The organism is Chelatococcus albus, assembly GCF_030067675.1.
Classification (GTDB): domain Bacteria; phylum Pseudomonadota; class Alphaproteobacteria; order Rhizobiales; family Beijerinckiaceae; genus Chelatococcus_A; species Chelatococcus_A albus.
In genome coordinates this window covers 1-26,842 of sequence record NZ_JASJEV010000012.1, presented here as the reverse complement: position 1 = coordinate 26,842, position 26,842 = coordinate 1, and the positions used below count along the sequence as shown (strand labels likewise).

Here is a 26,842-nt window from a genome sequence, read left to right as displayed (position 1 = left end):
TTCGTGAAGGGGTGGCGAGGACTGCCGCAGATGGTGCGCGGCGGCTGGGCCTGCGCGGACCCGGAGCCCCTAGGCCTCCGGTACGTGCCAGACTTCGCCGGGCCTGAGCGTGCGGAAGCGTTCGGCGGGAAACTCCCGCGCGGCGAGCGCCGCGGCGAGGCTTTCGCGTGGCCGCTCCACCCCCTCGGCGGTGAGCTTGAAAGTGCCCCAGTGGTGCCCCACGGCGTAACTTGCGCCGCAGGCGAGGCAGGCGGCCACTGCCTCCTCCGGGTTCATGTGGAAGTCCTTCATGAACCATCGCGGCTCATAGGCGCCGATGGGCAGGAGCGCCAGGCGGAAGCCGCCGAAGCGCCGGCGGGCCTCACGAAAGTTGCGGCCGTCGCCGAAGCCCGTGTCGCCGACGAGATAGGTGCGCCCGCCCGGCCCCTCCAGCACGAAGGAGGCCCACAGCGCCTTGCGCCGGTCGGCGATGCCGCGGGCCGACCAGTGCAGCGTCGGCACGAGATGCACCGCCACCGCCTCCGACAGGATCACCTGCGCACCCCAGTCGTAGGCCTCCGCCCGGATGGCCGGATTGTGGGCGCGCATGATCACGTCGTTGCCGAGGGGCGTGACGACGCGCGGGGCGTCGCGCGCCGCGAGCCGCGAAAGGAAGGCGACGTCGAGATGGTCGTAGTGGTTATGGGTGACGAGCACCACGTCGATCCGCGGCAGGTCGTCGAAGGCGATGCCCGGATCGTTGACGCGCTTCGGCCCGGCGAAGGGCACGGGGCTTGCGCGTTCCGCGAAGACGGGATCGAGGAGGATGTTGAGGCCCGCCGTCTGGATGAGGAAGCTCGCGTGTCCGATGGCCGCGACGCGCAGCGTCCGGCCATCCACCCGCGGCGGCGGCCGGTCGCGGAAGGGGCTCGGGTAGCGATCCGGCCAGGGCTCGTGCCTGTCCACGTAGAAGGCGCGGAAAAGGTCGAGCAGCGACTTCTCGGCCGAGCCCTCGGGGTTGAAGAAGCGCAGGCCGTCGAAATGATCGCTCGGCGGTCCCTGATAATAGGGGTTGCGCTCGCGCGCCCGGGCGAACCAGGCGCCGAAGAGGCCGGTGCCTGCGGTAAGGAAGGCAGCGGGCACGCCGGCGAGCTTCAGAAGTGCGCGTCTGTTCATGGACGGATGAGGTAGGATGCCGCGGGCGCCGGTCAATGGGCGTGTCGCGCATGAGAGGACGGAAAGCCATGGACGTCGCCGTCAAGCGCGTCTACGAGCCGGCGAGCGGGGAGGTCGGCACGCGCATCCTCGTCGATCGCCTGTGGCCGCGCGGCATCGCGCGGGAGAAGGCAAGCTGGAGCCACTGGCTGCGCGACCTCGCCCCCTCCGACGCCCTGCGCCGGTTGTACGGTCACGATCCGGCGAAATGGGAGGAGTTCCGCGCCCGCTACGCCGCCGAGCTCGATGCCGTGCCGCAGGCCATGGCAGAGCTCGCGGCCCTCGCGCGGCAGGGGCGCGTGACGCTGCTCTATTCCTCGCGCGAGCGCGAGCTGAACAATGCGGTCGCCCTGCGCGAGCTCCTGCTCGCCCGGGCCGCCTGACGGCGGAGGTCGGGCTTTTCCTTGACTCGCGCGGCATCCGCGACCATAACGGCGCCGACTTTCGCCCGAACGGTTCTGTTCGCGAGCCGCCGACCGGCCCATATGAGGCCGGAGGTCCACGTCCGACAGCGCGTTGCGCCCTCGGGCGCGTTCCCTCTTGGGCTCGGAGCATGGCCAACGCGGCGAAACGGGTGAGGCGATGAGCGACACGACGTTGAAGATCGAGGACGCGGTCAACGAGACCTGCCCGTGGTCGGGAAAGCCGATCGCGGTGGACTCGCTCTCGCGCTATCGCGGCACCGTCGTCGGCTTCTGCAATCCCGGCTGCCGCGACAAGTTCGAGACGGCGGCCGTCCATTTCGAGAGGGCGCTCGCCGAAAAGGCCGTGGCGCACCCCGCCGTCACCGATGCGGAGGCCCGCTGACGATGTTCGAAAGCCTCTCCGAAAAGCTCTCCGGCATCCTCGATGCGCTGACCCGCCGCGGTGCGCTCACCGAGGAGGACGTCAACGCCGCCCTGCGCGAGGTGCGCCGCGCCCTGCTGGAAGCCGACGTCGCCCTCGACGTCGTGCGCTCCTTCATCGACAAGGTGCGCGCCCGCGCCGTCGGCGCCGAGGTCATCAAGTCGGTGACGCCGGGGCAGATGGTCGTCAAGATCGTGCACGACCAGCTCGTCGAGATGCTGGGCGCGGAGGCCGCGCCCATCAGCCTCGACGCGGTGCCGCCGGTCGCCATCCTCATGGTCGGCCTGCAGGGCTCGGGCAAGACGACGACCACCGCCAAGATCGCCAAGCGCCTCACCGACCGGATGAAGCGCAAGGTGCTCATGGCCTCGCTCGACACGCGCCGGCCGGCGGCGATGGAGCAGCTCGCCGTACTCGGCCGCCAGGTGCACGTCGATACCCTGCCGATCGTCCCTGGCCAGTCCGCCGTCCAGATCGCCCGGCGCGCCATGGAGGCCGCCCGCCTCGGCGGCTACGACGTGGTGATGCTCGACACGGCCGGCCGCGTCACCGTGGACGAGGCGCTGATGCTTGAGGCGGCCGAAGTGAAGGCCGCGACCGAGCCGCACGAGGTGCTGCTCGTGGCCGACAGCCTCACCGGCCAGGACGCGGTGAACACGGCGAAGGCCTTCGACGCCCGCGTCGGTCTCACCGGCATCGTGCTCACCCGCATGGACGGTGACGGCCGCGGCGGCGCGGCGCTCTCCATGCGCGCCGTCACCGGCAAGCCGATCAAGCTCGCCGGCACGGGCGAGAAGGTCGACGCGCTGGAGGATTTCCATCCCGCCCGCGTCGCCAACCGCATCCTCGGCATGGGCGACATCGTCTCCCTCGTCGAGAAGGCGGCCGAGACCATCGACGCCGAGAAGGCCAGGCGCATCGCCGAGAAGATGCGCAAGGGTGCCTTCGACCTCGAGGACATGCGCGAGCAGCTCCGGCAGATGGAGAGTATCGGCGGCATGAAGGGCGTGCTCGGCATGCTGCCGGGCATCGGCAAGATGAAGGCCCAGCTCGAGGCCGCCAATCTCGACGACAAGGTCATCCGCCGCCAGCGCGCCATCATCGACTCGATGACCCCGCAGGAGCGGCGCAATCCCGACATCCTCAAGGCGAGTCGCAAGAAGCGCATCGCCGCCGGCTCCGGCACCAGGGTCGAGGACGTCAACAGGCTCCTCAAGATGCACCGCCAGATGGCGGACGTCATGAAGATGATGGGCAAGGGCGGGCGCGGCGGCCTCGGCGGCGCGCTCGGCCGCATGTTCGGCATCGGCGGCGGCCCGATGGGCGGCATGCCGGCAATCGACCCCTCCAAGGTCACGCCCGAGATGCTCGAACAACTGAAGAAGCAGATGCCGGGCGGCCTGCCCGAGAGTTTCCCCGGCGGAGCGGGCGGCGGCCTGCCGCCCATGCCGCCGGGCGGCCTCGGCGGAGCACCGAAGCTGCCAGGCCTTGGTGGAGGTTCCGGCCTGCCCGGGCTCGGACCCAAGCTCCCCGGCCTCGGCGGCTTTCCGGGGCTCGGCAAGAAGAAATGAGTTTTCCGTTCGTCATCCCGGAAGCCGCGCGAGCAGGCCCCCGGGATCCAGCATCGAAACGATCGTCGAGGCTGCCGCACCGCATCGTTTCCGGACCCCGGGTCCTGCCCGCGCTCGGCCCCCGGGGTGACGCCATCGGCGCAGATCGACTGTAGAAGACTGGGAAAAGGAAGAAGCGAATGTCCCTGAAGATCCGTCTCACCCGCGGCGGCGCCAAGAAGCGCCCCTACTACCGCATCGTCGTCGCCGACTCGCGCGCCCCGCGCGACGGCCGCTTCATCGAGAAGATCGGCGCCTACGATCCGATGAAGGCCAAGGATGCGGCCGACCGCGTCGTGCTCGACGTCGAGAAGGCGAAGGCCTGGCTCGCCAAGGGTGCCCAGCCGACGGACCGCGTGCTGCGCTTCTTCGATGCCGCCGGCCTCCTGAAGCGCGCCCCGCGCAACAATCCGACGAAGGGCGAGCCGGGCAAGAAGGCCCAGGAGCGCGCCGCCGAGAAGGCCGCCGCTGCCGCCGAGGCTTCCGCTTCGGCCGAGTGAGGCTCGGGGCTGCCTTCTCCGGCCGGAGAGGGCGCCCGCCCGCTGGTGGAGGCCGCGGCCTCGCGGCCTTTCGCATCCATCCGCCCGCTCCGCCGCGGCGGGCGCAGCCCGACGACGATGTCCGGCCCATCAACATCGGCCCATGAGCAACGACAAGATGAGCAGCGACAAGCGCATCCTCGTCGGGGAGTTCGGCCGGGCGCACGGCGTGCGCGGCGAGGTGCGGCTGAAGTCCTACACCGCCGATCCGTTCGCCATCGCCTCCTATGGCCCCCTCGCGGGAGAGGACGGCGCGACCTACGTCATCGAGAGCCTGCGCGCCCAGGGCGACATGCTCGTGGCGCGCGTCGCCGGCGTGAGCGACCGCGCGGCGGCGGAGGCGCTGACGCGCATCCGCCTCTACGTGGCGCGCGACAAGCTCGCCGCCGAGGCGCTCGAAGAGGACGAGTTCCTGCAGGCCGACCTCGTCGGCCTCAGTGTCGAGACGACGGACGGGCGCGTCATCGGACGCGTGGTCGACCTGCCGAACTACGGCGCCGGCGACCTCGTCGAGATCGCGCTCACCGGCCGGCGCGACACCGTGCTCCTGCCCTTCAGCAAGGCCTTCGTCCCGACCGTCGACGTGGCCGGCGGGCGCATCGTGGTCGACGCGCCGGAGGACGTCTTCGAGCCAGCCCGCGCCCGCGATCCCGGGCAGCCGTCGTGACCGGGCCCTGGCGCGCCACCGTTCTCACGCTCTATCCCGAGATGTTCCCGGGCCCGCTCGGCGTGAGCCTGTCGGGCGACGCGCTCGCGCGCGCCGTCTGGGCGCTCGAGATGCGCAATATCCGCGACCACGGCGAGGGTCGCCACAAGCGCGTCGACGACACGCCGGCGGGCGGCGGCGCCGGCATGGTGCTGCGCGCCGACATCCTTGCCGCCGCCCTCGACGCCGCTGCGCCCGCCGACGACCCGCGCCCGCGGCTCCTCATGAGCCCGCGCGGCGCGCCGCTGACGCAGGCGCGCGTGCGGGCGCTCGCCGCCGGGCCCGGCGTCGTCCTGCTGTGCGGGCGCTTCGAGGGTGTGGATCAGCGCGTCATCGACGCCCGCGGCCTCGAGGAAGTGTCGATCGGCGACTACGTGCTCTCAGGCGGCGAGATCCCGGCCATGGTGCTCATCGACGCCTGCGTGCGGCTCCTGCCCGGTGTCATGGGCAAGGAGGAATCCGGCGCCGAGGAGAGCTTCGAGGGCGGGCTCCTCGAATACCCGCACTACACGCGCCCGCGCGAATGGGAGGGGCGCGCCATTCCCGAGGTGCTGCTCTCCGGCAATCACGCGGCCATCGCCCGCTGGCGGCGCGCCGAGGCCGAGCGGCTGACGCGCGAGCGCCGGCCTGATCTCCTGCCGGCGAGGAAGCCGCGGGAAGAGTGACGCCGGATCGCGCCCGGCCGCGCCGCCCGGCCTTGTCGACAAGAGGCGCGCACTCGTGTATAGGCGCGCATGCCTCGCGGGCGCTCATGCCCCCCGGGGTATCCAACTGACAACAGCGCGCCGAAACGCTCGCGTCCTCCGGGACGTGCCGGCAGGAGAAGACCGATGAACATCATCGAGCAGATCGAGAAAGAGCAGATCGCCAAGCTCACCGAGGGCAAGTCGGTGCCCGACTTCCAGCCCGGCGACACGCTCCAGGTCAACGTCAAGGTGAAGGAAGGCGAGCGTACGCGCGTGCAGGCCTATGAAGGCGTCTGCATCGCCCGCGACGGCGGCGGCCTGCACGAGAGCTTCACCGTCCGCAAGATTTCCTACGGCGAGGGCGTCGAGCGCGTGTTCCCGCTCTACTCGCCGATGATCGACTCCATCAAGGTCGTGCGCCGCGGCAAGGTGCGCCGCGCCAAGCTCTATTACCTGCGTGACCGCCGCGGCAAGTCGGCCCGCATCGCCGAGCGCGCGGAGCGCCAGGGCGGCAAGAACGGCAACGGCGACAAGGCCGAGTAATCCCGGGGTAATCTCGGCAGGCGATATCCGCCTCCCTGCGGGCTCTCCGCTCCGGCGGATCGAGCCTGCGATCGAGCGACAGGGCGCGGTCCTAGGGCCGCGCCTTTTTTGTCGACCGTCTCCGGCTGCTCCGCGCCTGCGCGCAGCCGGAGGGGAAGCCTTTCATTCTCGCCTTGTCGGACCATTGCCATGCACGACTTCTTCGCCGCAAACCGCCGCAGCTGGGACGAGCGCGCCGCGATCCACGCGCGCGACACGACCGGCGCCTACATGGTCGACGCCTTCCTCGCCGGTGCCGACACCCTCTACCCCATCGAAGCCGCCGAGATCGGCGACGTGGCGGGCAAGCGCCTCCTGCACCTGCAGTGCCACATCGGCCTCGACACGCTGTCGCTCGCCCGCCGCGGCGCCATCGTCACGGGCGTCGATTTCTCGCCGGAGGCCATCGCCGCCGCCCGCGGCTTCGCGAAACGCACGGGCCTCGCCGCCGATTTCGTCGAGGCCAACGTCTATGATGCCGCGCGGCGCACGCCCGGCCCCTTCGACATGGTCTACACCACCTGGGGCACCATCATCTGGCTGCCGGACATCCGCGCCTGGGCGCGGACCATCGCTGCCGTGCTCGTGCCGGGCGGTTCATTCTACTTCCTCGACACCCATCCTCAGGCGCTCTGCCTCGAGGAGAGTGACGGGCGCCTCGTCGCCACCTATCCTTGGCGCACGCCCGACGGCGGCCCCATCCCCTTCGAGGCCGAAACGACCTATACGGGCGATCCGACGCCGCTCGTGAACCGCAAGACCTTCGAGTGGATGCACCCCGTCGGCGACATCCTGTCGGCCCTCGTCGACGCCGGCCTGGTGATCGAGGCGGTGCGCGAGCACGAACGGCTCCCGTATGGGCTCTTCCCCCTCATGGTGGAGGCGGGCGAACGCCTCTACCGCCTGCCGGACGGCATGCCCGCCATGCCGCTCGCCCTGTCGATCCGGGCGCGCAAGGCCTGAACCGAGCTGCTCGGCGGGTCAGACGATCCGCTGCAGCCTCTCCGCCAGCCGGTCCACGTCCTCGGCGGCATGGTAGAGCCCGAAGCCGAGGCGCAGGCGGTCGCCGCGCACGTCGGTGACGATGCCCGCCGCATGCAGGCGCCGGTACCAGCCTTCCGCGTCGGGCAGCGCGAAGGTCAGGAAATTGCCGCGTGCGGCCTCGCTCATCGGCACGACGAGACGTTCGGGCGTGAACGGCCCGCCCGGCAGTCCCGACACGGCCGCCATAAAGCGCTCCTGCAGCGCCACTGCGTGGGCGTGGATGATCGCCCCATCGAGCCCTTCGACCGCGAGAAGGCGCAGCACGGCACGCAGGCGGTAGAGCCCGGAGGGATCGAAGGTCGCCCCCATGAAGCGCCAGCCGTCCGAAGGATAGGGCACACCGGCCTGCGCCGCGCTCAGGGTGCCGAAGCTCGCGAACCAGCCGGTGTTGCGTGGCCGCGAGGCGAAGCCCGGCGGGCAGTGCATGAAACAGGCCCCTTCCCCCGCCATCGCATATTTGTAGCCGCCGGCGATGTAGAAGGCCCGGTCGGCCACGGCGGCGAGATCCGTCGGCCGGGCGAGGAAGCCGTGGTAGCCGTCGATGACCACGAGCCGCCCCGGCCCCGACAGCCCGTCGACCAACCTGAAAAGGTCGGTGAGCGCGAAGCCCGAGCTGAACAGCACCTGGCTGACGAAGGCGAGGTCGAAGGGCCCGGCCGTGCCGGCCGCATGGATGAGCCGCTCGGCGAGCGTCGCGAAGGGCTCGGCCGGAACGGCGACGAGCTCGACGAGCCCGTCCTCGGCGAGCCGCGCCGTCTGCCGGCGGAAGGAGTGAAACTCGCCGTCCGTGGCGAGCACCCGGACAGGCCGATCGGCCGGACAGGCGGAGAGGAGGCGCAGCAGAAGTTCGTGCGTGTTCTGCGCCGGCACGAGCGTGCAGGCATCCGGCAGGTTGAGGTGCCGGGCGATGCCGGCCGCCACCTCTCCCCATACGGGCCCGAGCACCTCGTCCCACTTGTCGTCGGCAAGCCGCGCCGCCACGTCCCAGGCGGCGAGCTGGGCCTCGCGGGTCACGTCCGGCCAGAAGTGATGGCTGTGGGCGGCGAAATGCAGCCGTTCGCCGTCCTGCCCGCGGAAATGCGAGAAGGCGTGGCGAAGATCGAGGGGCATCGGGACAGGGCGTCCTGAGGAAGGCATCGACGGCTCCCGCTCGGCGATTGCTGCGACAATGTTTCAAGCTTAAAGTATCAGTCGGACACAGAGCGACAACCGTGAATCGCCCGGGCACGCGCAGGCCGGGCGAGGCGAGGTTCCGATGACGCGAGACAGACAGCGCCCGCAAAGCCGGGTGGGCGACGACATGCACCTCGACCTCGCCGGGCGCATGACCTATGGCGACTACCTGCAGCTCGACACGCTGCTTGCGGCCCAGAAACCGCTGACGCAGGAGCACGACGAGCTGCTCTTCGTCATCATCCACCACGTGCAGGAGCTGTGGCTGAAACTGGTCGCGCACGAGATCGAGGCGGCGATGGCCTCGATCCGCGCCGACGAGCTCGCGCCCGCCTTCAAGTCGCTCGCTCGCGTCACGCGCATCCAGGAGCAACTCATCTCCGCCTGGGACGTGCTGTCCACCATGACGCCGGCCGACTATCTGCGCTTCCGCAGCGACCTCGGGCAGTCGTCGGGCTTCCAGTCCTTCCAATACCGGCTGGTGGAGTTCCGCCTCGGCGCCAAGGACGCGAAGATGCTGCTGCCGCACCGGCACAAGCCCGAGATCCACGCCCGGCTGGCCCAGGCGCTTGCCGAGCCGAGCCTCTACGACGAGGCGCTGCGGCTCCTCGCGCGGCGCGGCTATCCCGTGCCGGCGGAGGCGATCGACCGCGACTTCTCCCTGCCGCACGCCTTCGACGAGCGCATCCGCGACATCTGGCTGTCGATCTACCGCGAGCCCGGCGAGCACTTCGACCTCTACGAGCTCGCCGAGGAACTCGTGGACGTCGAGGACTGGTTCCAGCAATGGCGCTTCCGCCACATGAAGACGGTGGAGCGCATCATCGGCCACAAGCGCGGCACCGGCGGCTCGTCCGGCGTCGGTTTCCTCAAGACGGCGCTGGACCGCTCCTTCTTCCCCGAACTGTGGGATCTGCGCACGCTCCTGTGAGCCGGCGGCCCAGATTCGCGTCCTTCAGACCGCCGACACGGTGATGTCGTCGATGCGCTCGAAGACCCGCGTCGGCATCCGGGCCACGAGCGCCGGCAGGGCCGTATAGCCCCAGGCGACAGCACCTGTCGCCATCCCGACGACCTTGCCCGCCTCGATGTCGCGGATCTCGTCGCCGATGACGATCGCTTCCCCGGGAGCGACACCGGCCTTGCGCAGAACCTTCCGGAGCTTGTCTGGCTTGCCGAAGACGGAAGCGCCGCATTCGTAGTGGCGGATGAGTGCCGCATTCCTGGGCCCCAGCACGCGGCGCACGTTGGTCTCGGCATTGGAGGTGACGACGGCGAGCGTCACCCCTTGGGCCGCGAGCCGCGCCAGCATGTCGTCGACGCCGTCGAAGAGCGGGATCTGATCGATGTCGCGCGCCATCAACACCCGCATGTGGCGGGTGATCAGCGGCACCTTCCAGAGAGGCACGCCGTGCCGCCGCATCAGTTGCCGGCCGCTGAGGCCGCGCAAGGTCTCCAGGTTGTCCCTGTCGAGACGCTTGAACCGATAGCGGTCGGCGACGTCGTCCATCACGAACAGGAACCAGGCGAAGGAATCGGCGAGAGTCCCGTCGAAATCGAAGACGATGGCCTTGTATCTCATGATGAACGACCGAAGGTGCCAATTGGGATCGAATACGATGGCCGCGACAGCCTTCGCCGGGCAATGACACCGGCATCGGAGCCTCTCGGGCTGAAGACACGGCGATGAAATGTGAATTGCGAGATAGCCGGCCTCGAACCGTCGCACAATAGCGCAGAGAACGCGCGAGAGTCTTGCACCGCAAGGCGCATCCGGGCAACGCCACGCTTCGTTGTCGGTTCAATTTGGATCTGCTAAAAAGCGCGCGATGACGACCTTGTGCTCCCGGCCGAAGCCGCGCATCGGCGCTGCGGCCCGCGTTCATGGAACGCGGCCGGGGATGACGACGCACGAGTTCGCGGCCCTGCACGATCATGCACGTCTGCCGTGGCGCTTCTTCGGCCGTTTCACGGCCTCGGTCGCAGCGGGCCTTGCGGCCTGACACCGGCACGACCGGCATTGCCTTTGCGCCCAGGCGGCTTCCAGCCGGCGCAGGCGCATGACCGCATTTTCTGATCGAGACGATCCGACCGAGGCCCGGCACGCATGAAAGCCCGCACGCTCTACGACAAGATCTGGGACGACCACGTCGTCGACACGCAACCCGACGGTACCTGCCTCCTCTACATCGACCGCCACCTCGTGCACGAGGTCACGAGTCCGCAGGCCTTCGAGGGCCTGCGCGTCGCCGGGCGCCGCGTGCGCGCGCCCGAGAAGACGCTCGCCGTCGTCGACCACAACGTGCCCACCACCGACCGCTCCAAGGGCATCGACGATCCCGAATCCGCGACGCAGGTGGCGACCCTCGCCGAGAATGCGCGCGAGTTCGGCGTCGAATACTACAACGAGCTCGACAGCCGCCAGGGCATCGTCCACGTCGTCGGCCCCGAGCAGGGCTTCACCCTGCCGGGCACGACCATCGTCTGCGGCGACAGCCACACCTCCACCCACGGCGCCTTCGGGGCGCTCGCCCACGGCATCGGCACGAGCGAGGTCGAGCACGTGCTCGCCACGCAGACGCTGATCCAGAAGAAGGCGAAGAACATGCGCGTCACCGTTGACGGCGCGCTGCCGGAGGGGGTCACCGCGAAGGACATCGTGCTCGCCATCATCGGCGAGATCGGCACGGCCGGCGGCACCGGCCACGTCATCGAATATGCGGGCGAGGCGATCCGCGCGCTGTCGATGGAAGGCCGCATGACGGTGTGCAACATGTCGATCGAGGGCGGAGCCCGCGCCGGCATGGTCGCCCCCGACGAGAAGACCTATGCCTATCTCAAGGACCGGCCGAAGGCGCCGAAGGGTGCCGCCTGGGACGAGGCGGTGCGCTTCTGGGACACGCTGCGCACCGACGAGGGGGCCTTCTTCGATTCGGAGATCAGGCTCGACGCCGCCAACCTGCCGCCCATCGTCACCTGGGGCACGAGCCCCGAGGACGTGATCTCCGTCACCGGTGCGGTGCCGAACCCGGACGACATCGCCGACGAGGTCAAGCGCCAGTCGAAGTGGCGCGCCCTCGAATACATGGGCCTGAAGCCCGGCACGAAGATCACCGACATCACGATCGACCGTGTCTTCATCGGCTCCTGCACCAACGGCCGCATCGAGGATCTGCGGGTGGTGGCGAAGATCGTCGCCGGCAAGTCGGTGAACGCCAACGTGAACGCCATGATCGTGCCGGGCTCCGGCCTGGTGAAGCTGCAGGCGGAGGCCGAGGGGCTCGACAAGATCTTCAGGGCGGCGGGCTTCGACTGGCGCGAGCCGGGCTGCTCCATGTGCCTCGCCATGAACGCCGACAGGCTCGCCCCCCACGAGCGCTGCGCCTCGACCTCGAATCGCAATTTCGAGGGCCGCCAGGGTTTCAAGGGGCGCACGCATCTCGTCTCGCCGGCCATGGCGGCGGCGGCGGCTATCGCCGGCCGCTTCGTGGACGTGCGCAGCTTCGGCTGAGCCAGAGGCGGCGAGGCAACGGCCGGACTCACGTGAAACGGGTCCGGCCTGCCGTGCGCGGCGGGACATGGTGCGGGAGGTCGCGGGCCGTGGCACGCGAGGACGAACGGGCGAAGGAGGCGCTGCAGCGTGTCGAGCGCGACAGCGAGACCTTGGCTTCGTCGTCCATCGCCCGGGCGGCCGAACGGGCCCGCAACCATTTCGCCGCGGAGGACGCGGTCGGCGCAGCCGAGGGAGGCGGAACGGACAGGATCGAGCTGTGGGGCCGGCGCATCGGCCGCGCGCTCGGCTTGCTCATCGTCCTGTACCTTCTCGTCTCGCTCTTCGGCCAGTTCGGCCACTGACGGAGACTGCGGCGTGAGCGACTGGCGCAGCCTGATGGCCCCGAGCATCGAGGATTTCGAGAGGCTCGCGGAAGAAGCCTATGCGAACCTGCCGGAGGACTTCCGCCGGCTGTGTGCAGGGGTCGTCATCAGGATCGAGGACTTTCCCGACGAGGAGACCCTCGACGAGATGGACTGCGAGACGCCCTTCGACCTGCTCGGCCTGTTCCGCGGCCACGGCCTCGCCCAGCAGGGTGCCACGCTCTTCACCGGCCAGATGCCCAACATGGTCTTCCTCTACCGCCGGCCCATCCTCGACTACTGGGCCGAGCACGAGGAGACCCTGGGGGCCATCGTCACGCATGTGCTCATCCACGAGATCGGCCACCACTTCGGCCTCTCGGACGAGGACATGGAAGCTCTCGAAGCTGCGGCGGGCTGATCCCGCCACAGCCTGGTTGAAACCGTGCCTGTGGGATGCGCCCGCTCCCGGGGCCTTTGCGACGGATGGGTCCTATGGACAAGTTCACCGTGCTCACCGGCGTCGCCGCGCCGCTCGAGATCGTCAATGTCGACACCGACATGATCATCCCCAAGAACTATCTGAAGACGATCAAGCGCACCGGCCTCGGCAAGGGCCTCTTTGCCGAGATGCGTTACCGCGAGGACGGATCGGAGAACCCCGACTTCGTCCTGAACAAGCCGGCCTATCGCAAGGCCCAGATTCTCGTCGCGGGCGACAATTTCGGCTGCGGCTCCTCGCGCGAGCACGCCCCCTGGGCCTTGCTCGACTTCGGCATCCGCTGCGTGATCTCCACGAGCTTCGCCGACATCTTCTACAACAACTGCTTCAAGAACGGCATTCTGCCCATCAAGGTCTCGCCCGAAGACCTCGACAAGCTGATGGACGACGCCCGCCGCGGTGCCAATGCGACGCTCACCGTCGACCTCGAGCGCCAGGAGATCCGCGGCCCCGACGGTGGCTGCATCACCTTCGACGTCGACCCGTTCCGCAAGCACTGCCTGCTGAACGGCCTCGACGACATCGGCCTGACGATGGAGAAGGCCCCGGCCATCGACGCCTACGAGGAGAAGGCGAAGGCGGCCCATCCCTGGCTGTGAGCGCCGCAGCCGCCCGTCCGGCCGCCCCGGGGCTCGCCGTCGGACAGCCCCGGCGCATCGTCTCCGCCGGTTGTGCCCGCCTGTGAGCATGAGATGGCCATGTCGCCCGAGACTTTCGCCCTGTTCGTGCCGGCCTGCTTCGCCCTCAACATGGCCTTCGGGCCGAACAACCTGCTCTCGCTCACCAACGGCGCGCGCGTCGGCGTCGGCTGGGCGACGGTCGCCGCCCTCGGCCGCCTTCTCGCCTTCGCCGGCATGATCGTGATCACCGCGCTCGGCCTTGGCGCGCTGCTCGCCACCTCCGAGACGGTCTTCATCGCCGTGAAGTGGGTCGGCGCCGCCTATCTCGTCTGGCTCGGCGTCAGGCTCTTCCGCGCCGGCGCGCCGGCCCTCGGCGAGGCGCGGGGCGAGGCGGGACGCGCGCCAGTTGCCCGCCTGATGGTGCAGGAGTTCTGGGTCGCGGCCGGCAATCCGAAGGCGATCCTCGTCTTCACTGCCTTCTTCCCGCAGTTCCTCGATCCGAGCGCCTATGCGGCGAGCTTCCTCGTCATGGGCACGACCTTCCTGCTTCTCGAGGTCGTCGCCATCGCGATCTACGCCTTCTTCGGCGCCCGGCTCGCCTCGCTCGCCCGCGGTGGCAAGGCACTGACCTGGTTCAACCGCGCCTCGGGCAGCCTCATGATCGGCTTCGGCGTCATGCTCGCCTTGGCGAGACGGCCGGCCTCCTGATCCGCCCGCCCCATCGAGCGGACGCTGCCTGCGCGCGGGGCGCGCCGGCGCCCGGCCGCCCCCCTCCCGCAAGGATCCCTTCATGGCCAAGGCCATCCACACAATGATCCGCGTGCTCGACGAGGCACGCTCCGTCGCCTTCTACGAAACGGCCTTCGGCCTCGCCGTTTCCGACCGTTTCGTCTTCGATGGCTTCACCCTCGTCTATCTGTGCAATGCAGAGAACGACTTCGAGGTGGAGCTCACTGTCAACCACGGCCGCACCGAGCCCTATGCCCGCGGCGAGGGCTATGGCCATCTCGCCTTCGCCGTCGACGATCTCGACGCCGAGCGAGCCCGCCTCGCCGCCGCCGGCCTCGCGCCCGAGCCGATCAAGGAGTTCTTTCGCGACGGCACCCTGATGGCGCGCTTCTTCTTCCTCACCGACCCGGACGGCTACCGCATCGAGATGCTGCAGCGCCACGGCCGCTATCGCTGAACGCCGGGCGGCGGGTCCGGAAGTGCCGCCATGCGCGGTGCTCCCTTGCCGGGCCCCGGTACGCTTCTTAAAGGCTTTACCCGCTCTCCTTCCACGGTCCCGCAAAGGGGGTATTCATGGCGTCCTACAATCTCCTTCTCCTTCCGGGCGACGGCATCGGCCCCGAAGTGATGGCCGAAGTCGAGAAGCTCGTCGGCTGGTACGGCAGGCGCGGCATCGCCCGCTTCGAGACGGAGAAGGACCTCGTGGGCGGCTCGGCCTACGACGCCCACGGCAAGGCGATCTCGGACGCCGCCATGGCCCGCGCCCAGGCCGCGGACGCCGTGCTCTTCGGCGCCGTCGGCGGGCCGAAATGGGACAAGGTGCCCTACGAGCACCGCCCCGAGGCGGGCCTCCTGCGCCTGCGCAAGGAGCTCGGCCTCTTCGCCAACCTCCGCCCGGCCATCTGCTACCCGGCGCTGGCCGACGCCTCTTCCCTCAAGCGCGAACTTGTCGAGGGCCTCGACATCATCATCGTGCGCGAGCTCACCGGCGGTGTCTATTTCGGCGAGCCGAAGGAGATCGTCACGCTGGAGAACGGCGAGAAACGCGCCGTCGACACGCAGCTCTACACGACGCACGAGATCGAGCGCATCGCCCGCGTCGCCTTCGAGCTCGCCAGGAAGCGCCGCAACAAGGTCTCCTCGGCGGAGAAGCGCAACGTCATGAAGACGGGCGTCTTGTGGAACGAGGTGGTGACGCGCGTGCACGGGGCCGAATACGCCGACGTCGAGCTCGAGCACGTGCTCGCCGACAATTGCGGCATGCAGCTCGTGCGCAACCCCAAGCAGTATGACGTGATCGTCACCGACAATCTCTTCGGCGACATTCTCTCAGACGTCGCGGCCATGCTCACCGGTTCGCTCGGCATGCTGCCCTCGGCCTCGCTCGGCGCCGAGGATCCGGCGACGGGCAAGCGCAAGGCGCTCTACGAACCCGTGCACGGCTCCGCTCCCGACATCGCGGGCAAGGGCCTCGCCAACCCCATCGCCATGATCGGCTCCTTCGCCATGGCGCTGCGCTATTCCTTCGGCCTCGTTGCGGAAGCCGACATGCTGGAGAAGGCCATCGCCAACGTGCTCGCCTCGGGCCTGCGCACCAAGGATATCGCCGCGGCGGGCACGAACGCCGTCGGTACGCGCGAGATCGGCGACGCCGTGGTGGCCGAACTCGACCGGCTCGCCGCCTGACCCGCAGGGCCCGCCCGACGGCGGAGATTCACGGGCAAACCCGGCCGGCGCCCTGAGCACCGGCCGGGTTTTGCTCTTCACGGCCCCGACGCCGCCGTTCAGCGCATGAGGAAGTCAGGCGCGCGGTAGTCGACCGGCCCGAAGGGATTGCGGCCGCCGCCGATGCGCGGCGGCAGCGACGCCTCGCCGAAACGCTCGGCCACGTTGGAATAGACCGGCGAGGCGAAGGTCTGGCCCATATGCACGTAATTCGAGAGCGATCCCGCCGGCACCACCTTGCCGGGATCGAGGTAGCTGCGCGGCGTCACCGTGATCTGGCGCGGCTGGCGCGGCTGTGCCGCCGCCTCGGAGGCAGCGAGACCGGTGACGACGAGGGCGGAGGCAATGAGGGCAGCGGCGCGGCGCATGGCAATATCCTCGCATTGGAGACCGGCACGTTAGCCACGTCCGGTTAACGTATTGCCGCACCGCCATGTGCCAAGGGCCGGTGCCGAGATCGTGAGCGGCGCCAGCCGTCGATTGCCGTCCCCCGCCCGATCGGCGTACCTTCCCCAACGGCAGGCAAATGCAGGGCGCGATGCCTTCCCTCGGGAGACTTGCGTGCGCCTCGGCCGCCCGACAGGTGCCGGGGGCGGGTCGGGCCGACGGAATAAACACGCCTCGCGGACCGTTTGACCCTTGCCGATGCAAACCGGCAAGCAGGGCGCGGCAACCGGTGGGACGCCGCGACACGAGCTTGGGAGGAGTTCCATGGCCGACAACAGCCAACCGTCCGCCGTACCGACGCAGGCCAGCGATCCCGCGGCTCCGGCCCCGGCGACGCCCATCCCCCGCCGCCGTTTCCTGCAGGGCGCCAGTCTCGGCGCGCTCGGCGTCGCGGTCGCCGGCGGCCCGACACTCGCCCAAGGCACCCCGCCGGCGCCGCCCGCGCCCACTCCGGCGCCCGCCGCCCCGAAGGGTCCGCAGGCCCTTGACTACCCCGGCAAGGACAAGGGTCTCATCGTCCTCGGCGAACGTCCCCTCGTCGCCGAGACGCCCGAGCACCTGCTCGACGACGACACGACGCCCATCGGCAAGTTCTTCATCCGCAACAACGGGCAGGTACCCGAACCCGCAAAAGACCCGGACGCCTGGATGATCGTCATCGACGGCGAGGTGGAGAAGAAGCTGGAGCTGACGCTCGGCGAGCTGAAGCAGCGCTTCAAGGCCAGGACCTATCGCATGGTGCTGGAATGCGGCGGCAACGGCCGCTCCTTCTTCCAGCCGCAGGCGCGCGGCAACCAGTGGACGAATGGCGGAGCGGGCTGCGCCGAGTGGACCGGCGTGCCTCTTGCCGACGTGCTGAAGGCGGCCGGCCTCAAACCCTCCGCCGTGTTCACGGCCAATTTCGGCGCCGACCCCCATCTCTCGGGCGATCCGACCAAGCAAGCCCTGTCGCGCGGCGTGCCCATCAGGAAGGCGCTCGAGCCGCACAATCTCATCGCCTGGGCCATGAACGGCGAGCCGCTGCCCACCATCCACGGCGGCCCGGTGCGCCTCGTCATCCCCGGCTGGCCGGGCTCGGTGTCGCAGAAATGGCTGACCCGCATCTGGATCCGCGACCGCGTCCACGACGGACAGGGCATGGGCGGCACCTCCTATGCGGTCGCCATCAATCCCATGATCCCCGGCGGCAAGGCGGACGAGAAGAACTTCCGCACGCTCGAGTCGATGCCCGTACGCTCGATCATCACGAGCCCGGCCAACGGCGCGAAACTCCCGGCCGGCACACGGAGCGTGAAGCTGCGAGGCGCCGCCTGGGCCGGCGACCTCGCGGTCAAGCGCGTGGACGTCTCGACCGATTTCGGTGCCACCTGGCGACCGGTGAAGATGGCGAAGCCGAAGAACCGCTACGACTGGGTGCGCTGGACCGGCGAGGTCAGCCTGCCCTCGGACGGCTATTACGAGCTCTGGGTACGGGCGACCGATTCGCGCGGGGTGATGCAGCCCCATGTCGCCGGCAACTGGAATCCCCAGGGCTACGGCGCGAACCCGCTGCACCGCGTCGCGATCCTCGTCGGCTGAGAATGGGCGCCGTGGCGAAAACCCTCCCCCGTCTCGCGGGCGCGGCCTTCGTTGCGCTCGCGGCCGTCCCCTTCCCCCTTGCCGCGCCGGTCGCGGCGCAGACCGCCTCCTTCACGCCGAAGGACGAGACACCGGACATGTTCCCAAACCATGCCGGACGCGACGAAACGGTGGGGCTCTGCTCCGCCTGCCACAATTTCAGGCTCGTGGCAGCCCAGGGACAGACGCGCGAGCAATGGGAGGATACCCTGAACGTCATGACGCTGCGGCACAACATGCCCGCACTCGAGGGCGAGGAGCGCCGGCGCGTGCTCGACTATCTGGAGACGGCCTTCCCGCCCCGGGCAACAGGCCGAACGGGTGGCTGGAAGAACCCCTTCGCTCCGCAATGACGGCGGGGCCGCGGCCTCAGCCCGCGCGCCGCCCCTCGGTGCCGCCCGCGGAACCGGCGCCACAGACCTGTCCGCGGCGCCGAGCCGCCGCGGCGAAGAGGGCGCGCAGGCCGGGTTCCTCGCCGGGAGCCAGGAGTTCGAGCCCGTTGAGAATGCAGGCGAGCCGGCGATGGTCGATGGGCCGGGCACCGGTACCGCAGGCCCAGCCCGACAGGCGCAGGCCTGCCTCCGACCGGTCGAGGCGGAGGGCGACGCAGGCGCGGCTCACGCCGCCCGAAAGGAAGACGGCCTCCGCCATCTCCACGGGGCCGAACTTGGTGTCGACGGCCGCCGGCACCGTCGCCCGCCCGACGGCAAGGCCGGCTTCCGCCGCGTTGCGCACGAGGTCGACGAAGAATGTGCCGGGCGGCGGCGCCTCGCCGCCGGGGCGATAGGCCGAGAGCCGCACGTGCGGCGCATCGACCGAAAAGTCGCCGAAGAGGAGCACGTCATCGCGTCCGCCGGCACCGTGCCGCCGCGCCTCGTAGCGGTGGGCGGTAGCGCCGAGATCAGGGGCCGTCACGCCGAAGACGGCAATGGGCCTCGCCACCTCGACCCAGATCGGCCGGGCCTCCGCCAGGGCCTCGATGGCCGGTGTCGGTTTGACGGCAAAGGCCTCGGCGGGGCCCGGTCCGGACCTCGCTGCGGGCGCCCCGGTGTCCGGCCCGGGCGGGGGCGGACGTTCGCCGAGCGCCAGCGTGACCGCGAGGGCGCCGGTGGCGGCGACGAGCACGCACCAGCCGATGAGCTGCAGAACGGACATGGCGCGTATGCGCCGCGCGAGGCGGGTCACGAGCCCGCGCTCCCGCGGCCGCATCGGCACGGATCGATCGGCGGTAGAAACCTGCAGCCGACGGCCGTTGTCCGGCCGTCCGAAGGCCATCGCCATGATGCGCCCCATCCCTCCTGTCGGCGAAGCTGTTCCGTCTGAAGAGCGGAGATTTTGCACGGTGGCCTTAAGGCTCCGGTTACCGACGGGCGCAAATCGTCGGAAAGAGTCAACGGCAGGTTACCCCGCCGCCCGAGACCGTTAAGGAGACAGCCCGTGGACGCCCTCACCTGCCGCTTCGCCACGGCGGCGGACGCAACAGCCGTGGCCGGGCTCATCGACGCCCTCGACCGCTATTACCTGGGCGAGGCGCGCGCACCAGGCTACGCCCGCACGCTCGCCATGGTGGAAACGGTCTTCGCGACGCGCGAGGGCACGCACTTTCTCCTGGCGAGCCTCGGCGACCGGCCGGTCGGCGTCGCCTGTCTCGCCGTGCTGCGGCCCGGCCACCGGTTGCAGGGCGTGGTCTTCGTCAAGGACCTCTTCGTGCTCGAGGCGCTGCGCGGGCGTGGCATCGGCGCCGCCATGCTGCGCGCCATCGCCGCCTTCGCCCGCGACAGCGGCATCGGCCGCATCGACCTGACGACGGACATGGCCAATGCTGGCGCCCGGCGCCTCTACGAGCGCCTTGGCGCAACCCGCATGGAGAAGGTCTTCTACCGCTTCAGCCTTGCGGGAGACGCGCTCTCAACCGAGCACGCCGAGCACGATGTCGAAGCGGCCGGCTAGCGCCCCCGCCTCGATGCCGTTCGCCGGCTCGAGCGGCACGGTCACAGCCTCACGCTGCCGCGGGTCGCGGATGCCCCGGTAGACGAAATCGGCCGCGTTCTGCGGCTCGCCGGCGACATACATCTGCGTGACCAGGGGAGGCCGCCCCGGCGCCGTCACGGCGAAATGGATGTGCGGCGTCCGTCCTGCATAGGGAACCGGCCGGATGGTGCGGAAGCGGTAGGTGCCGTCGCCGGCCGTCGTGCTGCGTCCATAGCCCTGGAAGGCCGTGTCGCGCGGCCGGCTGCCCACGCTCCCCGGATGCAGGTAGCGGCCATGCGCATCGCACTGCCAGATCTCGACTTCCGCACCGGCGATGGGCCGGCCGTCGAGACCGAGGACGCGGCCCATGACGTGGGCCACCACGCCCTCGGCGCGGGCGTCGGAGCCCCGCAGCACGACGAGATCGTTGTCGATGTCGGCGGGCAGGGTCGTGGGATAGAAGGGGCCGGCGGTCTGCGCCGGCGTCGCCACGAGGCCGCCCTGCCCGGCTTGGGCGAAGAGACGGGTCGGCAGCAGCAGGGCGCCTGTTGCCGTGAGCCCGCCGGCGAGGAAGCGGCGCCGCCCGATCTGCGGCGTGATCACCAGGGTCATGGCGCTTTCCTCCTCCACGACGCCGCCAGCATGGCGCGCCGTTGCGGCGGCGCCAGCGGTCGGGCGATCACGTCGTCGCGATGGGGCGGAGCGGCAGGCAGCCATGATCGGCTTGACAGGGCACCGCCTCTTGGTGTTGCTCTGCGGCGCCGTCCGCGCAAGGATGTGTCGCCGGCGGCCGGTGGGGTTCCTGTCGCGTTCCCCGCAAGGCATGATCAGGCGCGATCCAACACGGTTCCGCAGTCAGGACGATTCGTCAGCCATGACCGGTGTCCGCCTCATCGAGACGACCTTCATCGCCGCGGCGCTCCGCGGCGCGACGGCGCCCGTCACGACGACGAAAACGAAAACCGGCACGACGGCCGCGAAAACGGCCGGCTAACGTTCGCTCGTCCCCCGGTCCTCTCCCCACGGGGCGAGAGGCAGCACCCGAGGCGAAGGTGCGAAGGGCTCCCCGGGGAGAGACGAACAGGAGAAACATCCATGGGTTACAAGGTCGCCGTCGTCGGTGCCACGGGCAACGTGGGCCGCGAGATGCTCGACATCCTGGCCGAACGCGCCTTTCCCGCCGACGAGGTGGTGGCGCTTGCCTCGCGCCGCAGCCTCGGCCAGGAGGTTTCCTTCGGCGACCGGACGCTGAAGGTGAAGGATCTCGAGACCTTCGACTTCTCCGACGTCGATATCTGCCTCATGTCCGCCGGCGGCGAGGTGTCGAAGCAGTGGTCGCCGCGGATCGGCGCCCAGGGCGCGGTTGTCATCGATAATTCCTCGGCCTTCCGCTATGACCCGGACGTGCCGCTGATCGTGCCGGAGGTGAACGCCGACGCGGTGAAGGGCTTCACCAAGAAGAACATCATCGCCAATCCGAACTGCTCGACCGCCCAGCTCGTCGTGGCGCTGAAGCCCCTGCACGACGCGGCAGCCATCAAGCGCGTCGTCGTCGCCACCTACCAGTCCGTCTCCGGCGCCGGCAAGGAGGCCATGGACGAGCTCTTCGACCAGACCCGCGCCGTCTTCACCGCCGGCGAGGTGAAGGAGAAGAAGTTTCCGAAGCGCATCGCCTTCAACCTGATCCCCCACATCGACGTGTTCATGGAGGACGGGTTCACGAAGGAAGAGTGGAAGATGACGGTCGAGACCAAGAAGATCCTCGACCCGAAGATCAAGCTCACGGCGACTTGCGTGCGCGTGCCGGTGTTCATCTCGCATTCGGAGGCGGTGAACATCGAGTTCGAGAAGCCGATCACGGCCGACGAGGCGCGCGAGATCCTGCGCTCGGCGCCGGGCTGCATCGTCATCGACAAGCGCGAGGCCGGCGGCTACATCACGCCGCACGAGGCCGCCGGCGAGGACGCGACCTATATCAGCCGCATCCGCGAGGACGCGACCGTCGAGAACGGCCTCGCCATGTGGATCGTCTCCGACAACCTGCGCAAGGGCGCGGCGCTCAACGCGGTGCAGATCGCGGAGTGCCTCGTCAACCGCAAGCTCATCTCCGCCAAGAAGCAGGCGGCCTGACGGCCCGCTCAATCGATGCCGCCGGCCCGGGGTTTCTCCCCGGGTTGTCGGCGCGCCTGCCGCTCCCCGTTCCGCCCGCCGGCCCGGGCGAAGGCCATCACGTGCAGCGGATGGTCGAGACGCGCTCCGGCATGTCCTCGACCACCGGCTCGAAGGCGCCGGTCGCCGGGTTGCGCACGAGGAGCCGGCCGGTCGCGACCCCGAAATAGGCCCCGTGCAGCGAAAGCCGCCCCTTCTCGACGAGGGTGCGCACGCAGGGGAATGTCATCAGATTGGAAAGACTGTTCTCGACGGCGGCGAGTTCGAGCCGAGTCATGTAGTCGGTTACGTCGCCCGTTCCGCGCGGGCCGACCCGCGCCGCGGCAGGAGCGACGAGCGTCATCCATTTGCCGATGAAATCGCCCGGCGACAGGGGAGCAGCCTCGTCGGCGAAGGCGCGGATGCCGCCACAGCGCGCGTGGCCGAGCACGACGATATGCTTCACCTTCAGCGCCTGCACGGCATATTCGAGCGCCGCGCTGGTGCCGTGGTGATGCGTGTCGATCTCGTAGGGCGGCACGAGATTGGCGACATTGCGCACGACGAAGAGCTCACCCGGGCTCGCGTCGAAGATCACCTCCGGCGACACGCGCGAGTCACAGCAGCCGATGACCATGATCTCCGGGCTCTGGCCTGTCTCGGCGAGCTTCTCGTAGCGGGCGCGCTCGCTCGCGAAGCGCTCTCCGAGAAAGTTGCGATATCCCTCGGTCAGCCGCTGCGGAAACATGGTCACCCTCACGCGCGATCGTCGTATCCCGTCGCGGGATAGCATATCGACGGTTTTTGTCCAGAGCGGCGAAGTCGACGCCCCTGTGGTGACCGCACCTCTATGAGAGGTTGCCGCAATATTACATTTTTATACCGTCAATTAGAAGCCGATCACCGGTTCATTGTGCCGCCGCGATCGCCGCGAGCGTGGAGAGATCGACATTGCCGCCGCAAACGAGCACGCCGATACGCTCGCCCCCTTCCGGGCGATAGGCGCCGCTGAGGAGTGCGGCGAGCGCGGTGGCGCCGCCGGGTTCGGTAGCGATCCGCCAGTCGCGCCAGAGAAGACGCTGCGCCGCGGTGATCGCCGCATCGGGGACGAGGACCACGTGGTCGACCGCCTCACGGCAGATGCCGTAGACGAGCGCGCCGACGTTGCGGGCGCCGAGCGAATCGGCCGCGACCGATTCGACCGGCACGTCGACCGGCCCGCCGGCGGCGAGCGCAGCATGGAGGGCGCGGGATCCCTCCGGCTCCACGCCGACGACCTTGACCGGGCTGCCGTGCCACCAGGAGGCGATGCCGGCGATGAGCCCGCCGCCGCCCACCGCGACGAGGACGGTGTCGAGGCCGGGCGCCTGGCGCTCCCATTCGCAGCCGACCGTGCCCTGCCCGGTGATGGTCGCCTCGGCGGCGAAGGGATGGACGCGCAGCGCCCCCGTCTCGGCCACATGGAGGTCGCAGGCCTCCTGCGCGTCGGCATAGCGCGCGCCGCCGACGACGATGTCGGCGCCGAAGCTGCGGATCGCTGCGATCTTTGCGGGGCTCGCGATCTCCGGCACGAAGATGCGCGCCTTCACCCCGAGCGTCTTCGCCACGTAGGCGACTGCGGCGCCGTGGTTGCCGCCGGAGGCCGCGGCAACGCCCGCCGCCGGCGTCGCCTCTGACAGGAGCGTGTTGAAGGCGCCGCGCGGCTTGAAGGAGCCAGCGTGCTGGAAGAGCTCGAGCTTGAGGTTCACCGGATTGTCGATGTCGAAGGCGTGCCTGGCGGCGCTCGCAGGCAGATCGAAGACTGGCGTGCGGCGAATATGCGCGGCAATGCGCTCGTCAGCGGCGCGCACGGCGTCGCGGGACACGGGATTTGTCATGGATGGCTCGCGGGAGGCTGTCGGAAGGCTCGATTCCGCGAAAGGATAGCCTCTGCTTCGTTCCCCGGCCAAGGCCTCAGGCCCAGATGGCCAGCGGCAGGCCCTCCTCGTCGCAGCCGGGCGGATCAGGGAAGGGCCGGGCCGCGCCCGTCCGGATGCGGCGCGCGATCAGCGCGTTCGCCAGCGCGTCGAGATAGTCGTCCGGGCCCGCGCCGCGCGGCGGCGGCGCCTCGATGAGCGGGGCCGGCAGGCCCGCGGCCGCGAGGATGGCACGGCGCTCGGCAAGACCGGGCCCGTGCGGGCTGCCCTTCACCTTCTTGGGCAGGTCAAGCGCGCGGCCGCCGTTCAGCCGCCAGAAGGCGACTTCCGGGTGCACTTCATACACCCGCTCGACGAGCTCCCGCCGGGCGCGCAGCAGGCCATCGATCTCCCGGATGCGCGGGAAGAGGTGGAAGCACTGTTTCGACACCTTGCGCGGCGGGATGGAGGTGGCGAGCGCCGCGGCACAGGCCGCCCCGTAGTCGCCGGCATAGACCGCTGCCCGCGACGGTACCGAGAAGACCGACGACTGGCGCCCCCCGAGGAGCGGGCGCACGGCGTTCTCCGGCCCGCGCCCGCCGTGCCCGGTGCGCGCCGGCAAGCCGATGGGCATGTCGACGGCAACGACCGCGGGCGCCCGCGCCGCGTCGATGACCGCGGCGAAGGCCGTGGCAACGCTCACCACCGCCGGCGGCGCCTCTCCGCCACCCTCCGTCGGCAGGAAAACGGCGATCCAGCCGGCCGGACAACCGTCGACGCCCGCGACCCAGCTCATCGGCGCCTCCTCGTCCTGCGCGCGCCCTGCCCATTGCTCCGTCCGAGCGCCGATGAAGGCCGCCTCCGTCTTTCGCATGGATGGCTGCTAGCCGTCGAGCCGCTATGCTGCAGCGCGACAAGACACGCCGGAGCGCCTCATGTCCACCATCCGTCCCCGCCGCAGCGTCCTCTACATGCCGGGCTCGAACGCCCGCGCGCTGGAGAAGGCTCGCAGCCTGCCGGCCGATGCCGTCATCCTCGATCTCGAGGACGCCGTCGCGCCGGACATGAAGGAGACCGCCCGCCATCAGGTGGCGGCAGCGGTGAAGGCGGGCGGCTACGGCCATCGCGAGGTCGTCATCCGCATCAACGGCCTCGACACGCCCTGGGGCGAGACGGACCTCGCCGCCGCCGCGGATGCAGGCCCCGACGCCATTCTCGTGCCGAAGGTCTCCGACACCGCCGCGCTGCGCGCCGTCAGCGAGCGGCTGGCGACGCGGGGCACGAGCGAGCGCACGCGCGTCTGGGCCATGATCGAGACGCCGCTCGCCATCCTCGACATTGCAGCGATCGCCGCGGCGGCGCGCGACCCGCGAACCCGGCTCGCCTGTTTCGTCATGGGCACGAACGATCTCGCCAAGGAAACGCGCGCCCGCCTCGTGCCGGGCCGCGCCGCGATGCTGCCCTGGCTCACGCTTGCGCTCGCCGCGGCCCGCGCCCACGGCCTCGACATCATCGACGGCGTCTACAACGACCTCGCCGACGAGGCGGGCTTCCGGGCGGAATGCGAACAGGGCCGGGATCTCGGCTTCGACGGCAAGACCCTGATCCATCCGAACCAGATCCCCGTGGCCAATGCCGTCTTCGCCCCCGACGACGCGGAGGTGGAACGCGCCCGCCGCATCATCGACGCCTTCAACCTGCCGGAGAACGCAGCCAAGGGCGCCATTGCACTCGACGGGCGCATGGTCGAGCGGCTGCACGCAGACATGGCGCGACGGGTCGTCGCCCTCGCCGAGGCGATCGGCGCGCGCGGGGCGTGACGGCCGAGCCCGGGTGCCCCGCACCCGGCGCGTCAGTTCGCACGCTTCCTGATGTCGAGATCGTAGAGGGCGACGGACGTCTCGTAGCCCTGCGGGTCGAGCACGGTCCACTGCTTCAGCACGTTCGCCTTGGCGTCGAACATCAGCGTGATCCGCGAAGTGCCGCCGAGGGTGCTCGAATCTTCCAGCACGACGCGCACCACACCATCGGGGTTGTTGACGACGTTGAGGACCTTCGTGTCGGTCGCGAGGTCGATGCGGTCCTTGAGCAGGAACTTCAGCGGCGTCTGGCCGATGGAATAGACGTCGTTGGTGTTGAGCTTCTTGTCGCGCACGGCCACAGAACGCCCGTCAGCGACGATCTCGAGCGTGCTCGGCGGGTTGTACTGGAAGCGCAGCCGCCCCGGCCGCTGCACGTAGAGCGTGCCTTCGGCACGCCGCCCGTCGGCGCTGAACTGGATGAAACGGCCTGTCATGCTGTCGTAGCCGTTGAGGAAGGCGTTGACGCGCTCAAGCGCCGCCTGGGGCGTGGCGGGCAGGGCAGGAGGCACCAGGGCCCCGGGGGCGCTGGGCCTTGCCTGCGCCGCGTTCTGTGCCGCTGCCGCGGCAGCGGGCGCGCTCGTCGGAACGGGCGCAGGAGCGGCGGGCGCTGATGCGATCCCGAGATCCGCCGGCCGCCGCGGCGGCAGGGGATGGCCGGCGCTGCGCGGCGGCTGCGGAGCCGCGGCGCCGGGCGGCGCCGGGGCCTCGGGGGCCGCATCCTGCGGCTCGGCCTGCAGCGTCGGCTGCTTCCTGCCCAGAAGATTGTCGATGAAGCCCGTCAGAGGATCGCGCGCGCCCTCGGCCCACGCGCCGGCAACGGGCGCGGTGCACAGGGCGAGAGCCGACAGGACACGGATGAGGCGGGCTTGCGTGGACTGGATCATCGAATGGTCGGCCGGTCGGCGGCCGCCTCGTTGCGGCACGCCTGCCGCCCGGACATGTGTCGTGGCGTCATGGCGGCGTCTTTCCCTGCCTCACTTAGGGGCATGATGTGGCGAAAGCGCGACCGTCATCGCGGCCCGCTTTTCCTGCCCCCTCATTCCTCGTCGTCGCCGTTGTGGCTGCTGGTTTCGAGGAGGATGTCGCGTTTG

The 26,842-nt window shown here is 69.9% G+C and carries 32 protein-coding genes; 22 read left to right on the top strand and 10 right to left on the bottom strand.

Features of this window, described 5'->3' with window-relative positions:
- Window positions 1-69: 69 nt before the first annotated feature.
- A complete protein-coding gene (locus QNA08_RS15970) occupies window positions 70-1,155 on the bottom strand; it encodes an MBL fold metallo-hydrolase (RefSeq protein ID WP_283741722.1) in 1,086 nt (361 codons plus the stop codon).
- A gap of 68 nt (window positions 1,156-1,223) precedes the next feature.
- Here QNA08_RS15970 and QNA08_RS15965 point away from each other — a divergent pair, with 68 nt between their 5' ends.
- The 8 genes from QNA08_RS15965 (at window position 1,224) to QNA08_RS15930 (ending at window position 7,126) form a co-directional block, all read left to right on the top strand.
- Window positions 1,224-1,577: a DUF488 domain-containing protein gene (locus QNA08_RS15965; protein ID WP_283741721.1), complete on the top strand. Its 354-nt coding sequence runs from the start codon at window positions 1,224-1,226 to the stop codon at window positions 1,575-1,577.
- Window positions 1,578-1,776: 199 nt separating this feature from the next.
- Window positions 1,777-2,001: an eL24 family ribosomal protein gene (locus QNA08_RS15960; RefSeq protein ID WP_283741720.1), complete on the top strand. Its 225-nt coding sequence runs from the start codon at window positions 1,777-1,779 to the stop codon at window positions 1,999-2,001.
- 2 nt (window positions 2,002-2,003) lie between these two features.
- Window positions 2,004-3,611 carry a signal recognition particle protein gene (gene ffh / locus QNA08_RS15955; RefSeq protein ID WP_283741719.1) on the top strand — a complete coding sequence of 536 codons (1,608 nt, stop codon included), beginning with the start codon at window positions 2,004-2,006 and terminating at the stop codon, window positions 3,609-3,611.
- Between the two features lie 179 nt (window positions 3,612-3,790).
- On the top strand, window positions 3,791-4,150 hold the full coding sequence (rpsP, locus tag QNA08_RS15950; protein WP_283741718.1) for a 30S ribosomal protein S16: 360 nt from the start codon (window positions 3,791-3,793) through the stop codon (window positions 4,148-4,150).
- Window positions 4,151-4,292: 142 nt separating this feature from the next.
- Window positions 4,293-4,856, top strand: coding sequence for a ribosome maturation factor RimM (gene rimM, locus QNA08_RS15945; protein ID WP_283741717.1), 564 nt, complete (start codon window positions 4,293-4,295; stop codon window positions 4,854-4,856).
- On the top strand, window positions 4,853-5,560 hold the full coding sequence (gene trmD, locus QNA08_RS15940) for a tRNA (guanosine(37)-N1)-methyltransferase TrmD (RefSeq protein ID WP_283741716.1): 708 nt from the start codon (window positions 4,853-4,855) through the stop codon (window positions 5,558-5,560). Before rimM ends, trmD begins: the two co-directional genes overlap by 4 nt.
- A 165-nt stretch (window positions 5,561-5,725) precedes the next feature.
- Complete coding sequence (gene rplS, locus QNA08_RS15935) at window positions 5,726-6,124, top strand: 50S ribosomal protein L19 (protein WP_283741715.1); 399 nt, start codon at window positions 5,726-5,728, stop codon at window positions 6,122-6,124.
- Between the two features lie 189 nt (window positions 6,125-6,313).
- Window positions 6,314-7,126: a class I SAM-dependent methyltransferase gene (locus QNA08_RS15930; protein ID WP_283741714.1), complete on the top strand. Its 813-nt coding sequence runs from the start codon at window positions 6,314-6,316 to the stop codon at window positions 7,124-7,126.
- Window positions 7,127-7,144: 18 nt separating this feature from the next.
- Here the strand turns inward: QNA08_RS15930 and QNA08_RS15925 are convergent, their stop codons facing one another.
- Window positions 7,145-8,317, bottom strand: coding sequence for a kynureninase/PvdN C-terminal domain-containing protein (locus QNA08_RS15925; RefSeq protein ID WP_283741713.1), 1,173 nt, complete (start codon window positions 8,315-8,317; stop codon window positions 7,145-7,147).
- Between the two features lie 145 nt (window positions 8,318-8,462).
- Between QNA08_RS15925 and kynA the strand changes: the two genes are divergently transcribed.
- Window positions 8,463-9,311 (top strand): tryptophan 2,3-dioxygenase, encoded by an 849-nt coding sequence (gene kynA, locus QNA08_RS15920; RefSeq protein ID WP_283741712.1) that lies wholly within the window; start codon window positions 8,463-8,465, stop codon window positions 9,309-9,311.
- 24 nt (window positions 9,312-9,335) lie between these two features.
- On the opposite strand, the gene QNA08_RS15915 is transcribed toward kynA, so the two are convergent.
- Window positions 9,336-9,962: an HAD hydrolase-like protein gene (locus QNA08_RS15915; RefSeq protein ID WP_283741711.1), complete on the bottom strand. Its 627-nt coding sequence runs from the start codon at window positions 9,960-9,962 to the stop codon at window positions 9,336-9,338.
- Window positions 9,963-10,487: 525 nt separating this feature from the next.
- On the opposite strand from QNA08_RS15915, the gene leuC reads away from it, so the two are divergent.
- The 7 genes from leuC to leuB all read left to right on the top strand — a co-directional run bounded on the left by leuC (window position 10,488) and on the right by leuB (window position 15,772).
- Complete coding sequence (leuC, locus tag QNA08_RS15910) at window positions 10,488-11,891, top strand: 3-isopropylmalate dehydratase large subunit (protein ID WP_283741710.1); 1,404 nt, start codon at window positions 10,488-10,490, stop codon at window positions 11,889-11,891.
- A gap of 89 nt (window positions 11,892-11,980) precedes the next feature.
- Window positions 11,981-12,235 (top strand): hypothetical protein, encoded by a 255-nt coding sequence (locus QNA08_RS15905; protein ID WP_283741709.1) that lies wholly within the window; start codon window positions 11,981-11,983, stop codon window positions 12,233-12,235.
- A gap of 34 nt (window positions 12,236-12,269) precedes the next feature.
- Window positions 12,270-12,656: a metallopeptidase family protein gene (locus tag QNA08_RS15900; protein ID WP_283741784.1), complete on the top strand. Its 387-nt coding sequence runs from the start codon at window positions 12,270-12,272 to the stop codon at window positions 12,654-12,656.
- 74 nt (window positions 12,657-12,730) lie between these two features.
- Window positions 12,731-13,336 carry a 3-isopropylmalate dehydratase small subunit gene (gene leuD, locus QNA08_RS15895; protein WP_283741708.1) on the top strand — a complete coding sequence of 202 codons (606 nt, stop codon included), beginning with the start codon at window positions 12,731-12,733 and terminating at the stop codon, window positions 13,334-13,336.
- Between the two features lie 99 nt (window positions 13,337-13,435).
- On the top strand, window positions 13,436-14,065 hold the full coding sequence (locus QNA08_RS15890) for a LysE family translocator (RefSeq protein WP_283741707.1): 630 nt from the start codon (window positions 13,436-13,438) through the stop codon (window positions 14,063-14,065).
- 82 nt (window positions 14,066-14,147) lie between these two features.
- Window positions 14,148-14,543, top strand: a complete 396-nt coding sequence (locus tag QNA08_RS15885) for a VOC family protein (protein ID WP_283741706.1) — start codon at window positions 14,148-14,150, stop codon at window positions 14,541-14,543.
- Between the two features lie 116 nt (window positions 14,544-14,659).
- Window positions 14,660-15,772, top strand: a complete 1,113-nt coding sequence (gene leuB / locus QNA08_RS15880) for a 3-isopropylmalate dehydrogenase (RefSeq protein ID WP_283741705.1) — start codon at window positions 14,660-14,662, stop codon at window positions 15,770-15,772.
- Between the two features lie 98 nt (window positions 15,773-15,870).
- Here the strand turns inward: leuB and QNA08_RS15875 are convergent, their stop codons facing one another.
- Window positions 15,871-16,179, bottom strand: coding sequence for a hypothetical protein (locus QNA08_RS15875; RefSeq protein WP_283741704.1), 309 nt, complete (start codon window positions 16,177-16,179; stop codon window positions 15,871-15,873).
- A gap of 343 nt (window positions 16,180-16,522) precedes the next feature.
- Here QNA08_RS15875 and QNA08_RS15870 point away from each other — a divergent pair, with 343 nt between their 5' ends.
- Together QNA08_RS15870 and QNA08_RS15865 are read left to right on the top strand one after the other, a co-directional pair.
- Entirely contained in the window at window positions 16,523-17,836 is a 1,314-nt protein-coding gene (locus tag QNA08_RS15870) for a sulfite oxidase (RefSeq protein ID WP_283741703.1), read from the top strand.
- 11 nt (window positions 17,837-17,847) lie between these two features.
- Window positions 17,848-18,228: a hypothetical protein gene (locus tag QNA08_RS15865; RefSeq protein ID WP_283741702.1), complete on the top strand. Its 381-nt coding sequence runs from the start codon at window positions 17,848-17,850 to the stop codon at window positions 18,226-18,228.
- A gap of 16 nt (window positions 18,229-18,244) precedes the next feature.
- On the opposite strand, the gene QNA08_RS15860 is transcribed toward QNA08_RS15865, so the two are convergent.
- Entirely contained in the window at window positions 18,245-19,156 is a 912-nt protein-coding gene (locus QNA08_RS15860; RefSeq protein ID WP_283741701.1) for a hypothetical protein, read from the bottom strand.
- Between the two features lie 156 nt (window positions 19,157-19,312).
- Between QNA08_RS15860 and QNA08_RS15855 the strand changes: the two genes are divergently transcribed.
- Window positions 19,313-19,825, top strand: a complete 513-nt coding sequence (locus tag QNA08_RS15855) for a GNAT family N-acetyltransferase (RefSeq protein WP_283741700.1) — start codon at window positions 19,313-19,315, stop codon at window positions 19,823-19,825.
- Here the strand turns inward: QNA08_RS15855 and QNA08_RS15850 are convergent.
- Entirely contained in the window at window positions 19,784-20,458 is a 675-nt protein-coding gene (locus tag QNA08_RS15850) for a dioxygenase family protein (RefSeq protein WP_283741699.1), read from the bottom strand. The genes QNA08_RS15855 and QNA08_RS15850 overlap by 42 nt on opposite strands.
- A gap of 103 nt (window positions 20,459-20,561) precedes the next feature.
- Between QNA08_RS15850 and QNA08_RS15845 the strand changes: the two genes are divergently transcribed.
- Together QNA08_RS15845 and QNA08_RS15840 are read left to right on the top strand one after the other, a co-directional pair.
- Window positions 20,562-20,840 (top strand): hypothetical protein, encoded by a 279-nt coding sequence (locus QNA08_RS15845; RefSeq protein ID WP_283741698.1) that lies wholly within the window; start codon window positions 20,562-20,564, stop codon window positions 20,838-20,840.
- 101 nt (window positions 20,841-20,941) lie between these two features.
- Window positions 20,942-21,976, top strand: coding sequence for an aspartate-semialdehyde dehydrogenase (locus tag QNA08_RS15840; protein ID WP_283741697.1), 1,035 nt, complete (start codon window positions 20,942-20,944; stop codon window positions 21,974-21,976).
- 97 nt (window positions 21,977-22,073) lie between these two features.
- Here the strand turns inward: QNA08_RS15840 and QNA08_RS15835 are convergent, their stop codons facing one another.
- From QNA08_RS15835 to QNA08_RS15825, 3 genes are all read right to left on the bottom strand, one after another.
- Window positions 22,074-22,742: a carbonic anhydrase gene (locus QNA08_RS15835; RefSeq protein WP_283741783.1), complete on the bottom strand. Its 669-nt coding sequence runs from the start codon at window positions 22,740-22,742 to the stop codon at window positions 22,074-22,076.
- Window positions 22,743-22,902: 160 nt separating this feature from the next.
- Window positions 22,903-23,871: a threonine/serine dehydratase gene (locus QNA08_RS15830; RefSeq protein WP_283741696.1), complete on the bottom strand. Its 969-nt coding sequence runs from the start codon at window positions 23,869-23,871 to the stop codon at window positions 22,903-22,905.
- A 76-nt stretch (window positions 23,872-23,947) separates the two neighbouring features.
- Entirely contained in the window at window positions 23,948-24,763 is an 816-nt protein-coding gene (locus QNA08_RS15825) for a DUF429 domain-containing protein (protein ID WP_340322287.1), read from the bottom strand.
- A gap of 61 nt (window positions 24,764-24,824) precedes the next feature.
- Between QNA08_RS15825 and QNA08_RS15820 the strand changes: the two genes are divergently transcribed.
- Window positions 24,825-25,709 (top strand): HpcH/HpaI aldolase/citrate lyase family protein, encoded by an 885-nt coding sequence (locus QNA08_RS15820; protein ID WP_283741695.1) that lies wholly within the window; start codon window positions 24,825-24,827, stop codon window positions 25,707-25,709.
- A 32-nt stretch (window positions 25,710-25,741) separates the two neighbouring features.
- Here the strand turns inward: QNA08_RS15820 and QNA08_RS15815 are convergent, their stop codons facing one another.
- Window positions 25,742-26,635, bottom strand: a complete 894-nt coding sequence (locus QNA08_RS15815) for a LolA family protein (RefSeq protein ID WP_283741694.1) — start codon at window positions 26,633-26,635, stop codon at window positions 25,742-25,744.
- Window positions 26,636-26,842 lie beyond the last annotated feature (207 nt).